The organism is Bacillus sp. 522_BSPC (assembly GCF_001076885.1).
Classification (GTDB): Bacteria; Bacillota; Bacilli; order Bacillales; family Cytobacillaceae; genus Niallia; species Niallia hominis.
Genome location: NZ_JVDT01000081.1, coordinates 1 through 15,720, shown reverse-complemented (window position 1 = coordinate 15,720; position 15,720 = coordinate 1). Strand labels below are relative to the sequence as shown.

General features: G+C 34.3%; 10 protein-coding genes and 1 other RNA gene. 1 reads left to right on the top strand and 10 read right to left on the bottom strand.

Annotated features, from left to right (window positions below):
- Positions 1 to 64: 64 nt before the first annotated feature.
- From ADJ83_RS06175 to ADJ83_RS06135, 10 genes are all read right to left on the bottom strand, one after another.
- Positions 65 to 1,261, bottom strand: a complete 1,197-nt coding sequence (locus ADJ83_RS06175; protein ID WP_031540362.1) for an IS256 family transposase — start codon at positions 1,259 to 1,261, stop codon at positions 65 to 67.
- Positions 1,262 to 1,467: 206 nt separating this feature from the next.
- Entirely contained in the window at positions 1,468 to 1,650 is a 183-nt protein-coding gene (locus ADJ83_RS06170) for a hypothetical protein (protein ID WP_031539870.1), read from the bottom strand.
- 463 nt (positions 1,651 to 2,113) lie between these two features.
- Positions 2,114 to 3,670, bottom strand: coding sequence for a TniQ family protein (locus tag ADJ83_RS06165; RefSeq protein WP_031539868.1), 1,557 nt, complete (start codon positions 3,668 to 3,670; stop codon positions 2,114 to 2,116).
- 135 nt (positions 3,671 to 3,805) lie between these two features.
- Entirely contained in the window at positions 3,806 to 5,002 is a 1,197-nt protein-coding gene (locus ADJ83_RS06160; protein ID WP_065429058.1) for a TniB family NTP-binding protein, read from the bottom strand.
- An 18-nt stretch (positions 5,003 to 5,020) separates the two neighbouring features.
- Positions 5,021 to 7,651, bottom strand: coding sequence for a TnsA endonuclease N-terminal domain-containing protein (locus ADJ83_RS06155; protein WP_048717264.1), 2,631 nt, complete (start codon positions 7,649 to 7,651; stop codon positions 5,021 to 5,023).
- Positions 7,638 to 9,002: a TniQ family protein gene (locus ADJ83_RS06150; RefSeq protein ID WP_048717262.1), complete on the bottom strand. Its 1,365-nt coding sequence runs from the start codon at positions 9,000 to 9,002 to the stop codon at positions 7,638 to 7,640. Before ADJ83_RS06150 ends, ADJ83_RS06155 begins: the two co-directional genes overlap by 14 nt.
- Positions 9,003 to 9,652: 650 nt before the next feature.
- Positions 9,653 to 9,988: a transfer-messenger RNA gene (gene ssrA / locus ADJ83_RS24535) on the bottom strand.
- Between the two features lie 172 nt (positions 9,989 to 10,160).
- The gene (gene smpB / locus ADJ83_RS06145; protein WP_031539863.1) at positions 10,161 to 10,628 is read right to left on the bottom strand and encodes an SsrA-binding protein SmpB; all 468 of its coding nucleotides are present in this window, start codon (positions 10,626 to 10,628) and stop codon (positions 10,161 to 10,163) included.
- A 124-nt stretch (positions 10,629 to 10,752) separates the two neighbouring features.
- Entirely contained in the window at positions 10,753 to 13,044 is a 2,292-nt protein-coding gene (gene rnr, locus ADJ83_RS06140) for a ribonuclease R (RefSeq protein ID WP_396953895.1), read from the bottom strand.
- A 66-nt stretch (positions 13,045 to 13,110) separates the two neighbouring features.
- Positions 13,111 to 13,854, bottom strand: a complete 744-nt coding sequence (locus ADJ83_RS06135) for an alpha/beta hydrolase (RefSeq protein ID WP_031539861.1) — start codon at positions 13,852 to 13,854, stop codon at positions 13,111 to 13,113.
- 331 nt (positions 13,855 to 14,185) lie between these two features.
- Here ADJ83_RS06135 and ADJ83_RS06130 point away from each other — a divergent pair, with 331 nt between their 5' ends.
- Entirely contained in the window at positions 14,186 to 15,640 is a 1,455-nt protein-coding gene (locus ADJ83_RS06130; protein ID WP_048717259.1) for an IS1182 family transposase, read from the top strand.
- Positions 15,641 to 15,720: the final 80 nt, after the last annotated feature.

Sequence of the window (15,720 nt, the reverse complement as noted above, 5' to 3'; positions counted from 1 at the left end):
TTGGGTGTCTAGGAAAGGGCTAGCCCTTTCCTAGACACCCAAATTTCGCGCTGGCACGTCCCGGTTAGTTTGTCGGTTCATGTAGCTGCTCAAACATCTCTTCCAACTCTGCACGTGCCTGATTGAAGCCGATGTGACAGCGTGAGGCGAAACGTTGATTGTAGTCCTCGAACTGCGTCACTAAAAAACGTTCCAGTGATTCTTCGTTCGGAAACTGTTCCTTGCGCTTTGTATATTTTTTGATTTGCTTATTGAACGACTCAATTAAATTGGTCGAGTAGATGCTTCGCCAAATTGCTTTTGGAAACTGATAAAACGTCAGTAAATACGGGTTATTTAGTAAGCCTTGTGTAACTTTTTTGTACGATTTGCTCCATTTCTCGCAGAACTGCCCAAGTGCTAGCTCAGCTGCTTCGGCGTCCTTTGCCTGGTGAATCATTTTAAAATCTTCGCAGACTTCCTTGCGATCCTCTACGCGTACTTTATGCATAATATTGCGACCGACATGAACTAAACAGACTTGATATTTTGCTTTTGGAAACACAGTGAAAACAGCGTCTGCCATGCCTTTTAAGCCGTCTGATACGAATAATAAGACGTCTTCTACACCACGGTCTTTCAGCTCTTCTAGTAGCTCTTGCCAGTTGTAAGCAGACTCTGTTGGGGCAATCGTATAAGCGAGTACCTCTTTAGAGCCGTCTTCGCGAATACCAACAGCGATATAGACAGCTTCTTTGGACACCGTATCACGACGCACGGCAATATACGTCGCATCTAAATACACGCATACGTAACGATTATGCAACGAACGGTTGTTAAATGCATCGACTGTTTCTGAAACCGCTTTTGTCATATTCGAAATCGTTTGAGGCGTATAGTGATGGCCGTACATTTTTTCGATTAACTGGGCAATTTCAGCCATCGTAATGCCTTTTTTAAACAGGTGAATCACCGTATCTTCAAGCGTATCATTCGAACGCTTATACGGAGCCACGGTCTGTTGTTTGAACTCACCATTGCGATCACGTGGAATTTGAATGGCTAAATCGCCGTACTCTGTGTGAAGCGTACGCGAATAAGACCCATTGCGTGAGTTGCCTGAATTAAAGCCAATACGGTCATATTTTTCATAATCTAGAAATTCCGTTAACTCTGTCACAAGTAGCGAGTTGATCGCCATTTCCAAGTGCGAACGAAAAACCTCGGTAATATCTTGTTTTTTTACTAGTGCATCGATAATTTCTGTTGTAAACTGATTCATAGGGAAGACCTCTTTTCTAGGATTGGTTGTGGTGACTTAATTCTACCAAGAGAAGGTCTTCCTTTTTACATGGAAATTTTCATTTACACAAAATATTTTATACTCTCTCCTATAATTAAGGTTTTGCTTAGTAGATTTGAATTACCTTAAATAAAGAAGAACAGTCTTTATAGATTAGAAAATTTCAATATATTAAAATTGCTCTTTTATGGCGATTTAGGTGTTCCAACTGTTTTTAGATTAATTAGCTCAGTATTTTCTATCTGCGTAGAAGTTGATTTTTCCTGCACGACAGGATCAGGAGAACTTAATAGTCCTAGATAAAACCATCCAATAAAAAGGAGAATGGCAATAGCTCCTATTAACATGGAAATTTTTTTTACATTCACTTAAGATCCCTCCCCCTATCCAATCTTTATTGATTAGATAATCTCAAAAATATGTGCAGATATAATTGAAAAGATATGAATTTTTTATGACCATTAACAAATATAAAACTTTTGTTAATGAAAAAATTTTTATTCAACTATTTCATATTCTTAAAAATGTATAGCAACAACTAAATGATTGCTTTCAAGTAAATGAACATTATTGGAACGAGAGGTAGCCACTTAAAGTAAAAGTCTTAATTCTAGACCACTTTTAACATGCAGTTCCAGAATAAGCGTAAAAATTAAGCATATTGATATAATAGTAGTGATTGATCTTATATATTTTCTATTCTTCAAAATCCCCTTTTCAAAAAATGATTTAAAGCTTAATTTTTTATTCAAAATCAAGCTCTCTATACTTTTTTCTTTTGTATACAATTTGAATATGTTCCTTTAAAAAATAACAAAAAATTGAAAAGGATTATATATTTTCTAAATCTGAATTTGGGGCTAAATGAGAATTCCTATATCCCAGAGATAATAAGATGCTTTTTCGAAAATCATTGAACACCGTTTGACGAAATAGATTAGCATTTTTTAATGACAGTTTCTTACTAATATTCCCGACACTAGGATATATACCTTCCTTATGCAACTCCAATATCACACTTTCAATCCGAACCTTCATTTCTTCAATATTCTGATTTTTCTTTTCGCTATAATATTCTTTATACTTAAGACTAATTTTTTCACAAAGGATAGGGTGATATCTTTTTGCAGTCTTATAGGATATATCATGTTCACTTAACGTTTTATTTAAACTCTCCGGTATATCTTCAGCTAAAGCATTATTTAAAATTTCTTCAGTTTTCTTAAATCTTTTCGAATCAAAATCACGTTTATATGAAGAAAACCTACTTACTATCTTTTCGCATAATTCAGGAAAGTAATAACCTGCGAATTTTCCGGTAATTCTCAGGTCTTTACAGACTTGATTTAGGCTCCTAGGAGTATCCTTTGCTATCTCCTTTAATAAATGTTTCCTTAATTCTTCCATTGAAATCTTAGTTTCTACTTTCAATATTATATTATTATTAATTTTATTACTTGATTTATTCGACAGATTAATAAGATCAAAAATGGTATAATTGAGTTTACTGCAGATTGTGAGTAGCGAAGCTGGGTTTGGTATATGTTTATTCTTTATCCAATCTATTAAAGTAATATATCTTACATCTAAAAAGCCCGCAAAGTCTAATAAGTATTCAAACCCTAAATCATCCTTTATTTTAGGAAGAATTAAACTCATAAAATTTCTACTTGGGAATGATGTTAACTTGGGTCCTTGCTCCATTAGTTGCTTATAATTTTTAATTACAAAATGCTCATCATTAGTCAATGGGTCATTGGAAATAGAATCTCCATCTTCACCTAACCACCCTGAACAATATTGACAATATCCAACAATTAAATTTCGATGCACAAATCCCAGTTTTTTATTACAGTTTGGACATTCTTCCTTAATCCTTGTACTATGTATTTCACACTTGTTGATACTAGGTACTAACCAAATTAATGGCTCATATATTTCTCTTGATTCCTTCTTTAGATAGTTTAAACACAGTGGACACCATCTTCTATTTTTAGACACAATATTATTAGAAAGAATACCCTTCCAATTTTTAAACGTCATATGTTCTATGTCGTTCCGTCCGGTTAACTTTTCAAGCACTTTAATAAACTCAATATTTATTGTACTTATACCATTTATAAGATTATATCTATTAGGTGCCAAATTTTTAGCAAACGCATCAGCTAAATAAGGTAAACCTATATAAGATCCAATGAGTTCATTTAAAAGAGTAGTAACTCTGACATTATGACTTTTTGCTATTCTACAAATATAACTAGTTAAACTCTCAATATACGGAGTCCCGATGCTTATCGGTTCTATATTATTATACAATACTGTTCTTGATGATAAAAAATCACCTAATGGATTTTCACTTTTTCTTAAACTTTCTATTAGAGAATTCATTACTCTTGTCCCCCAAAATCAATGCTTTTAAATAAATTAAGTTTTTAACAACTTAATCATTTTCTTCTATTTGAAAAAGATATTAATAATTGAGTGAAAAAACATGATATTCACTCAATTATTATATATATATATTCATTTTTCACCTATAGAGTTTTCTTTCGCTATTTCGCTAAAATCGGATTCATCTTCCCTTACTGTCCCAACTTGATCCCTATGCGGATTACGTTGACCTGGCTTTGAACGTTTATGCTTACCTTTGTCAGTACTCTTATCATCTTCCTTCTTTTGAGAACCACTCTTTTTAACAGATCCATACAAGATTTCCTGCAACTCTATCCTATCTTCCTCTTTTTCTATGAAATCACTTTCACCTTTAATAGCTTCTCTAGCTAAAGTAAGAATCTTCTTTTGATTTAATGAATTTCTCTCTAAATGTTCGATTGTTATTGTTTTATCACTTGAACTCAATGCGTCTGATAGCGCCCTTTCTAACCACTGTTTAAGAAGTCCTATACAGCCAATACTAAAGTTATACAAATATTGAGTATGATCAAGAAAATTCGGCTCTTCTTCTACAGGAATAACCTTCTGCAGAGTATACACTACACTCTTAAAGAATTTTGCATCTTCTCTATTTCTTACATCGTATCGAGGGAAATGTACCTCCTTAACACGACTGGTTAATTGCCCATCCAAATTAATAACCTGATTTAAATCATAAGTCCCAAACATGACAAACTTTGAGCTAGTCATATTCGAAAGAGATTTAATAGAATTAAATTGTACGTTGAGTGCTTCACTACCTCCTCCAACTTTAAAAAAATGTTGTGCCTCATCGATCAAGAAAGCCCTAGTTTTTCTATTACGAAACGCAGATTCTATAGATATCCTTAATTCTGGCGCAGTATCTTTCCTAAAGGGCTTTAAATACTTCTTTGGTTCTTTTCTTATAATTTCATTTTCAATGTCAATCTTTTCATCTATTAACGGATCTTTTAATGCAGTTAGCACTCGAAAATAAAAATCCTTCCAATTAAACCTTGATAAATCTGGATTTGGTAACTCCATCCCTGAAATAGGAATTATTCCTGGATTTAATCTTATTTCTTCCTCCATATTTTTAAGATATTCAAAAATAAGTTCCCCAACCAATCTAGATTTTCCAATTCTAGATGGACCAATAACCATTATGATATTGTAATCACTAGAATTTATCTCTTTTATAACTTCATCCTTTACTTTAGTAAACTTTGGATGTTGTATAGTGTATTCCTTAAAGAATTTTACCCTCTCTTCCTTTGATTTTTTCAATAAATCTACATCAAACATTCTCGCTGTTTCATGCAATTAATTATCCCTCCCCAAAAACACTAAATCCATATCATCATCAAAAAAATTAACATCAGTTTTATCCGGCCTTTTGTTAAGCATATCATCGTTCTTCCCAGTTCCTTCTATCAATGTTAATTGGACCGCATCAATGCTTTTACCCTGCTTTTCCAATAATAAACGGTTTTCTATTTCTTCAGATTCAAGAATAAATTCCGCAATCATTTTCGCTGTAATTGAACTGTTTTTTTCAAATTCTTTTCTCTTGTGACGAAGCTCCTCTGTAATCAGTTTTATCTGTTTTTCTGTCTTTCCATTTACAATGGAATAATACTCAGAATAGCATTTTTCCCATCGTTTATTTACATAAGCGTATGCAACACCTATATTAAATGGATCGTAACGAACTTCTACCATACTATTTTCAATCTCTCTATTACGAAACTTGTCATTCGAGTAATAATAGTAGTTCAATTTAATACCTTTGCCCGGATGAACCTTACGGTGTCTTGGTTTAGGAGATGGTAATGTTAGAATGATAAACTCTTCATTGTAAGGTATAAGTCTAGTAAATCGTTTGCCTGTTGATGCTATTGAATGATTAAATGCATCCTTAGGAGTCATAAAATGTGCTGGATGTTCACGGATATCATAAACTTCGTCTATCCAATTTTCTAACCTTTCTGTCAATAGTTCCAAGTTCCAAACTGCATGATTCTTAGGATTCACCTGTTTAGTTACTTGACGTACATTTTTCATCACCTGAGTATTTCCAAGTAGATTATGGATTAACAGTTTATTTGCGATACCAAATAGACGCTCGACTACGCTACCAAACCTAGCCTTTGCAGCGGGTCTGGTTTTCTTTTCAACTTCATACATTGCAAGTAGTGACTCAAAATAAATGCTGTGAAAATCTCTCCCTCCATCCACGACCAAAGTTTGAGGAAGCCGATTATATTTTCTAACACATTCTCTTATAATCATCATGTTTGAGCTAATACACGGGGAATCAAATGTTAAATAAAAAGCTAAAATTCTCCTTGAAAAAGCATCTGTTAAAAATGTGCACCATGGTTTTTTTGATTTCCCATTTCCAATATCTAATTCAATATCTAGTAGAGTATGATCAATATGAGCGATTTCAAAAGCTCTATCTCCATGTTTTGGTGTGGTGTACTCTAGTGACCAATAAAATTCCTCGTATTTATAGGCGGCACGATCACCTTCTCTACTTTTTGTTAACTCAAAAATACTCCGTTTCCTTATTGCTTCACAAAAGGTTTGGTATGACGCTGGAGGAACTTTGTTGTTTTCACAAAGAGTTTGATATTCTCCATGAACAACTTTTGCAGTTTTTATTTTTATTGATTCATAGCTTTCATTTATAACCTCTTCCATTAACTCAATTGATTTTGTTGGAATTTTTCTATTACGGTTACCTTTGTTTTTATCATTTGGTAATAGTCCAAGGTATCCGTTCCCATATAAATCTTCGGCATCCCTATATGCCTTTATCCAATTTCTTATTGTTCTATCCGTTTCTTTTATTGGTCCTATTTCATCTCCTTGCAAAATCTTTTTAACAATCGAGTATTTTCTGTTTGCTATTTTCAAGTCTGCCTCAGCAGCAGTAGTAATCAATTCTTTGACTTTTTCATCATCTATGTCATCATCTGAATTCAAACCTGTAATATAACCTTCTGAAACATATCTTTCAAACGTTTCTATGGGGACTTCATTATAATCACCAGAATCTGATACCAAAAATAGGTTTTTTATATCATGATTAAGGATTTTCCACTGTATTTCTCCCCACAATATCTTTGAGCCATTTGTGATTTTAACCACGCTTACTTCCTTCTTCTCTCTAGAAGATTCCCAAAGATTTATAAAGCTCCTATTTTGCTCCTTGGTACAATAAATCTTAACAGAACTAGGCTCTACCAATAACGATGTGAAAAGGTCAACGTATAAAATATCTTGAGCAATTAAGATGTTAATATCATCTAAAGTAAAATCTTCACCTGAAGAATCGATCAACTTTTTCAAAGTTATTCCTGGAGAAGCCATTATGTTATTCTTTACAGAAGAAATAACTTCTTCATTTGGTTTTTCGCTCCCTAAATAATCTTTTAAGTAAATTAGATTTCTTTGTAAGGTCCAATTAATATCTTTTGATGAGCCTACTTTAAACTCAATTCCAAGTGATTTACAATATTCCTCTCCTGGTAAATAACGCCAATTACTCTCCTCATCCAAATAATACTTTGCATTTTTCTTTTGTGATAGCTTAATCAATTCATCTTCTGTTTTCCACTCAATCCAATATGCTCTGTCTTTCTCAATTACAAAAAAGTCAGGTGTTTTCCAACCTACTTTGTTTAATTTAATTGAAGGAGGTTGATCATAGAATTCCAATACATTATCATCAAACTCCATCATGTATATTGCAGCCAGCTCAACTTTTGAGCTCTCAAATTGAATGGTTACACCCATTTTTTTACTAGTGAACTCTCCAGGAACATTCCGAGCCCCTCCACCAACAAGGCGTGATGGATCAGATAATCTGATTATTTTTATTTGTTCTATTGCTTCTTCAGACAAATTAAGTTCTTTAGACCATTCGTGAAACTCATTGGAATTCATCACCAATATCTTCACACTCCCCTAAATTACGTTCAAATAGTAAACCTTGTTTACCTAATAAACCCTTCCAGTGAGATTGTAACTCTCTTTCTTTGAGTACACCTGGTTTATTCATAACAAATTCTATCTTCCTCCTACTTGGATAAATTCCCTGCATATATAGGTTTGTGAAAGTAGCTTCAACCTGAATTTTTAAACATAGTATTCTTTGAAGCTTTCTTTCTTCAAGGTATTGCTTATAATGATTTGAGATTTGAACGCAAAGATGGCGAAATTTTCTATAAAGTGTTCTTTTATTTATGCCTACTTTTTTAGCAGCTGCTTCCATTGATATATTTTCCTTATTTTGGATAACTTTTTCTAACTCCTTCTCAACAATGTAATAGTCAACTCTTTTAGGTTTTGATGAAGTATTTATAATTCTTTTCCTTTGTTTAACTATATGAAAATTTTGAATGTTGGTAGTAAGTAATAATTGTTCTATTTCTATATTTAACCTCTGGCATATGTATAATTGATTTTCTAAGGTTGGTTTAACCTTGCCTTTAATCCATCCTACTACCGAACTTCTTGCAAAATTTAATTGTTTACTAAATTCGTTAATACTTCCATCGAATACTTTTTCACAAATAAGATTAAGATTCTTAACAAGAAGTGAGTTCTCGCCTGTATTTATTTTTCCATCATAATTTAACAATGAACAAACATTATCAATTACAAAACCTTGCCAATCCTTATTTTCTTGGCCATATTTCTCTTTTGTTGCACCATCATCTAATTGTCGAAGACAGTGTTGGCAAATACCAACTAACGATTGCCTCCTTAGAATATCCTGTTGCTTAAAGCAAGTTGGACATTTATTTATTAGAAAACATGAATGAATATGGCACATATGGACTAAGTCTATGGACCATATTAAAGGATAATAAACTGTTTTATTATTTTCTTTCCATTCTTTGATACAAAAAGGACACCAAGCTAAGGATTTCTTTAACAGCTCCCTTAAAGGAAATACGTTTTTCCATCTTATTAATGTCAATTTATGTATATCGTCCCTAACTGTTAATTTTTCGATTGCCTTTACCACACTCAAGGAATTTTCCATGTATCCGTTTATCGTTTTCGCACCTTCATAAAATCGATTACCTCCAAAATCACGACTTCTATGAAGATAGTCCTTATCCATACTCGGGATTAGTAATTTATTTACCAAATGACCAACGGATGTATTATGCTCAAACGCAACTCTAGCTAAATAGCTTGTTAAACTTTCAACAAATTCGGAACCAGTACCGATTGGCTCTATATTATATAAAACACTTCTAGGGGTTATAAATAAATGTTCATACATAAGGACCACCTCTATTTAGAGGTAGTATCTCGCTAAGATGGAAAAGTATTCCTCCCCCATTTAATTAAAAAAGCACACATTTGTCCGTAGGGTTGGGAAATGTGCGCTTATCATTAGAAAGGTAATATTCATAATTATTTTAATATTATGTTAAATATGAAAATTAATCAAGGATTTTATGAATTTAATAGACAAAATTCCTTATACTAAGCGTACTTAGCTAATAAAGATTGTTATGCTTTTATATCTTAAATAAAGCATAAAATTTCCTAAAACAAAATAAAGCATAAGCTTTCCAAACGGAAAACTTATGCTTTACGTCACATATAGACAAAATAAAAACCACCAAATATGTATTTGGTGGAGACGGTGGGACGTGCAATTCCATGCTTTCGTCATGGCACTGACTATATCTTGAACCTGTAATATTTAGTTTGGTCCTCTGGCGTCTTATACGAAATATAAATTTACTTTAAAGTAGCATTCCGTATCCTAGTGCTACCAAATTCTTGGCAGCCTATAAGTCGATACACGGCTGTTGAATTACTTCACATACCGCTCGGCATTGCCTTATCACAGTTAATGTGACTTAGGTTTCACCGATAAAGCCAGATTTTCACTTATATGTTACCATACAAGGCGACTAAAATTAATCGAACCCACGTCCAGAAACATCGGCACTTAAGCTTCTACGAGTGTAGTCAACATATTCGCATTTCGCTTATTCTTCTGCCTGTTGACAGGCGTCCGGTAAGCTAGTCTGGTTGTTCTCTTCCTTCTTCCTCAGACGGTGGAATCCGGCGTAGCCCACTCAGTTTGAGTCCCTGACCCTACCACATGGGCGATGGAGGGAGGAACCGCTAAGCGCTATTAAGCAGCTAAAGCGAAGTTGTTTTGTTGTTTGCCAGTTATAGGCTTTGACGTTTTAACGAGGCCGATCCCCTCGACTCGCAACCTAAGCTCGAACTATCCCTGTCGAATCCGTAGCGTCCCCATTATTAGGATAAAATCAAGCAATTGTTACATTACATGATTCCCGCTTTAATAGAAAAGCGTAACGTTTCGGAAGCTCTGAAATAGGAGCTTAAATTTATGTTGTCATATCGACATAAATTATTATAACATAACTATAGCGTATTTCAATTGTAAAGTTTTGGATTACATTTTTTGCCTTTCACGTAAAGCACGTTCGATGCTACGATTTGCTTCTTTACGTTTTAAGGTTTCACGCTTATCATAGTTCTTTTTACCCTTACCTAGACCAATCAAAACCTTTGCATAACCATTTTTAAAATAAATCTTTAGTGGGACTAAAGCATAACCTACTTCTTTTGTCTCCCCAATTAATTTATTGATTTGTTTTCGATGTAATAAAAGTTTTCTTGTTCTTAAAGGGTCATGATTGTATCGGTTTCCTTGCTCATAGGGACTAATATGCATTCCGAGCAGGAATACTTCTCCATTAATAATGCGTGCATATGATTCCTTTAAGTTTACTCTTCCAGCACGAATTGCTTTGATTTCAGTTCCTTGAAGAACAATCCCTGCCTCGTAAGTCTCCTCAATAAAGTAATCATGATTTGCTTTTTTATTCTGTGCAACTAATTTCCCTTCACCTTTTGGCATGCCTCTTCCCCCTACTCTGCCAATAATTTTATCAAAAGAATGTCTATTATACAAACATCCCCTGCACGTGGTTTCCTTTTTCAGATAGAAACCACATGCCATTTAATGCTTAGCAAATTTTTAGTTAACGTCTCTTTTTCTTTCGCTTTGCTTTTGGTGCATTTTCGAAGTGTTTTCGATCATTCTTTCCTTTACGGCGAGATTCTCCAGGTTTTCCTTTTCTATCCGTATCTCTATCTGATTTACCTTTACGTGGTACACGAGACACACTGCCAGTAGAGAATACCTTGCCATCTTTCTTTGGATCTCTGCGGCGTGTTCCCTTCATGCCGACAATTTCAAAGTCAATTGCGCGTTCATCTTTATTTACATTTACAACACGCACCGTAATTTCGTCTCCAATACGGAAGACCTTTCCTGTTCTTTCGCCAATCATGGCAAAATGACGTTCATCATAACGATAGTAGTCATCGGTCATATAACTGACATGGACAAGTCCTTCGATTGTATTTGTAAGCTCTACAAACATTCCAAAATTCGTAACGGAGCTAATAATACCATCATATTCTTCGCCGATTTTATCAAGCATGTACTCTGATTTCTTCAACTCATCTGTTTCACGCTCAGCTTCTACTGATCTTCTTTCCATACTAGAAGAGTGCTCTGCTATTTCTGTTAAGCGGCTATTCCATTTTTCTTGTGTCGCTGAACTGATATCCCCTTCAATTAAATACGTCCGAATCAATCGATGGACGATTAAATCTGGATAACGTCTAATAGGTGAAGTAAAATGCGTATAGAATTCAGTTGATAAACCAAAATGTCCTAAGCTTTCAGGGTAGTATTTCGCTTGTTGCATCGATCGCAGCATTACCGTTGAAATAACCATTTCTTCCGGCGTTCCTTGAACTGCTTCGATAATTTCCTGTAATGCTCTAGGATGGACAGAATTTGCTGTTCCCTTAACAATATAGCCAAAGTTTGTAATAAACTCGAAGAATCTTCTTAGCTTTTCTTCTTTTGGATCTTCGTGAATACGATAGATAAACGGTACCTGCATCCAATGGAAATGTTCCGCAACCGTTTCATTGGCCACAAGCATAAATTCTTCAATTAATTTTTCTGCAACAGATCGTTCTCTTAAAATGACATCCTGTGGCTTTCCATCTTCATCTACGATTACTTTGGATTCTTTAAAATCAAAATCAATGGCACCACGAGTCATCCGTTTTTTGCGAAGGATGGCTGCTAGCTCTTCCATTCGTTCAAACATCGGTACAAGACCTTCATATTTAGCTCTCAATGCTTCATCTTTTTCGTGTAAGATCGAATTCACATCTGCATAGGTCATGCGCTCTGTGGTCTTAATGACGCTTTGGAAAATTTCATGCTTCACTACTTCCCCCTCTGGTGAGATTTCCATCTCACAGGAAAGAGTCAAACGATCTACTTTTGGATTTAAGGAACATATTCCATTTGATAAGCGATGTGGAATCATTGGAATCACACGGTCTACTAAATAAACACTCGTTCCCCTTTCCTCTGCTTCTACATCAATCGGAGAATTTTCTGTTACATAATAAGAAACATCCGCAATATGAACTCCTAGTTTATAATGACCATTTTCTAAAATTGTAACAGTAACCGCATCATCCAAATCTTTTGCGTCTGCGCCATCAATGGTGACAATTGTTTCATTACGCAAATCTCGTCTATTGGCAATTTCCTTTTCATCTATCGTATCTGGAGCACTATTCGCTTGATCTAGTACATTTTCCGGGAAAGCTAGTGGTAATCCATGCTTATGTATTACCGATAAAATATCCACACCTGGGTCATTCTTATGCCCTAGTATTTTGATAACTTCTCCTTCTGCATTCTTTCTGCCTTCTGGATAGGAAGTTAGTTTAACAACTACCTTATGCCCTTCGATAGCTCCTTTTGTACTGCCTTTAGGGATAAAAATATCCGTTGCGATTTTTTTATCATCAGGTATTACAAAGCCAAAATGCTTGCTTTCCGAATATGTACCAACAATTTGCTGTACGCCTCTTTCAATAATTCGGACGATTGTCCCTTCTCTTCTTTGACCAGAACTCTCAGAAGTGACACGAGCTAACACAATATCTCCGTTTAACGCTGTTTTTACTTCATTTGGAGGGATAAAGATATCATCCATCCCTTGTTCTTCTGGAATAACAAATGCAAACCCTTTTGCATGTCCTGCTAGTTTCCCTCGAATAAGGTTCATTTTTTCCGGTAAACCGTAACGATTGCTTCTTGTACGAACGACTAGCCCCTTTTCCTCCATCTGTACAAGTGCCTTTACAAAATCTTTGAAGTGAGAAGAATCCTCTATTCCAAAAGCCTCTTCTAATTCTTGCACCGTTAATGGTTTGTAGGCTTCATCTTTCATATAGGTTAATAACTTCTCGACATTTTCCTTAATTATATCTTCCAAACAAAAAACCTCCTTTGCTTCTCATTCTTTCCAATCTAGTTTTTCTAAAAACTGATAGAAATCTTCAAATACCTGTTCTTTCTCTTTATCATGTGTAATAACATGACTTGAGTTTTCATACCATTTTATGTCTTTGTAAATCGATTCCACTTCTTCATAAATAATATTAGCACTATTTATATCAATCATTTGATCATGTCTGGCCTGTATAACAAATACGGGTGAATAAATAAGGTCAATAGAGTCTCTTACTTCTTTTATAAGATTTTGTAATTCCTTCAGTGTATTCATCGGCTTAAATTGACCCATTTCCTGTTCGATGACTTCTTCTGATTTTTTCTCGCGTTGCTTATAATTGCGAGCGTATTCAAGCACTCCTTCATACATTACTTCTTCACTCTTGATATACATCGGAGCACACATGGTTACGATACCCTTTACAGGTACAGTGTAACCTAATTTAAGGGAAAATACCCCTCCTAAGGATAGTCCGCCAACGGCAATTTCTTCATATCCCATATCCTTTAAATGCTGGTATGCTTCCGTAACATCTTTCCACCAATCTTTCGGTCCAGACTCGACTAATTCTTCTGGCGGAACACCATGACCTTTATATAAAGGAACATAGCATGTATACCCCTTTGTATTTAAATATCTACCTAGCAAACGCACATCAGATGTATTACCTGTAAATCCATGCAATAACAGCACAGCACGTTTATTATCTCCTTTAAATGTTAATGGCTTCTGTTCTACTATTTTCATTAGATAGCGCTCCTTTATCTTATTATTTTCTCCTTCATCCTTATCTATAATTAAAATTACTATGTTAATTAGAAAAAGAACTATCTTTTATTGTAGTAAAAAAGAAATGGAAGAATCCAGTAATATGATTTTTCTTTAGTAAGGTCGTTCCTTCTTTAAATCAACACTTATGTATGATTGTATTCCGAAAAAAAACCTGACCTTTCATGGAGGCCACTGAAAAAGTCCTCCAAATGTTCATAATCTAAAAGGTATAGTCCTTCATTATTTGAAGGAACTATCCTTTTTTTATTGTATAATTATAGTATCAATTTCAGTGTGGGTGGATACTATGATTCAAAAACAACAGTCTATGATTCTTTTTAGCCCTTTTATGGCTCTATATGATTTAGTCGTTCCAAAAGATAATCTGTTACGAAAAATTAATGACTTAATTGACTTTTCATTTGTTTATGATGAAATCAAGAAAAATTATTGTTTTGATAACGGTCGAAATGCCATCGATCCTATTCGTATGTTCAAGTATTTATTATTAAAGTCGATTTATGACTTGTCTGATGTTGACGTTGTTGAACGTTCAAAATATGATATGTCTTTTAAATATTTTCTTGATATGGCACCCGAAGATTCGGTGATTGAACCAAGTTCTTTAACCAAATTTAGAAAGTTGCGTTTAAAAGACGTAAAACTTTTAGATATGCTTGTTAATAAAACCGTAGAAATCGCTATTGAAAAGGGAATTATCAAAAGTAAAGCTATTATCGTAGATGCCACTCATTCGAAAGCTCGTTATAATCAGAAATCACCTAAAGAAATCCTAATGGATCGTTCGAAAAAGCTTAGAAAAGCTGTTTATAAAATAGATGAAAGCATGAAAGATAAGTTTCCCACTAAAACTTCAACGGATATTTTGGAGGATGAAATGGAGTATTGTCAAAAACTGATTGAGGTGATTGAGAAGGAAGATACGCTTGTTCCATATCCAAAAGTAAAGGAACAACTAAACCTTCTAAAAGAAACGGTAAATGACGATATCGAATATCTACAAATTTCAGAAGATAAAGATGCTAAAGTTGGTCACAAGAGTGAGGATACCTCATTTTTTGGATACAAAACGCACATAGCCATGAGTGAAGAAAGGATTATTACAGCCGCAACAGTCACAACTGGAGAAAAGAATGACGGAAAACAATTAGAAACACTGATTGAAAAAAGTATGACAGCCGGCATGGAAGTTGAGGCAGTAATCGGGGATGCAGCTTATTCGGAAAAAGGAAATATCGAGTTCACAAAAAAGAATGGAATGAAATTGGTAGCCAAATTAAACCCTTCTGTAACACAAGGATACCGTAAAAAAGAAGATGAATTTGAATTTAATAAAGATGCTGGAATGTATGTTTGTAAGGCTGGACATATGGCAATAAGAAAAGCAAAACAGGGCAAAAAAGGAGAAGGTAGAAATCAAGTTCATACGTACTATTTTGATATAGAAAAATGTAAACACTGTCCGTTTAAGGAAGGATGTTATAAGGAAGGGGCTAAAAGTAAAACATATTCTGTAAGCATCAAATCAAACGAGCATACAGAGCAGGCAAAATTTCAAGAAAGTGACTATTTTAAAGAAAAGTCGAAAGAACGATATAAAATAGAAGCTAAAAATAGCGAATTAAAACACAGACACGGGTACAATGTTGCAAAATCCTCGGGTCTATTAGGTATGGAATTGCAAGGTGCCATGGCAATATTTACGGTGAATTTAAAAAGAATCTTGAAATTAATGAGTTAAAAAAGATAGGAATTCATGAGAAAATGGATAAAAAAAGACGACTCTACATTCAAAAAATTTAATGAGGGTCGTCTTTTTTT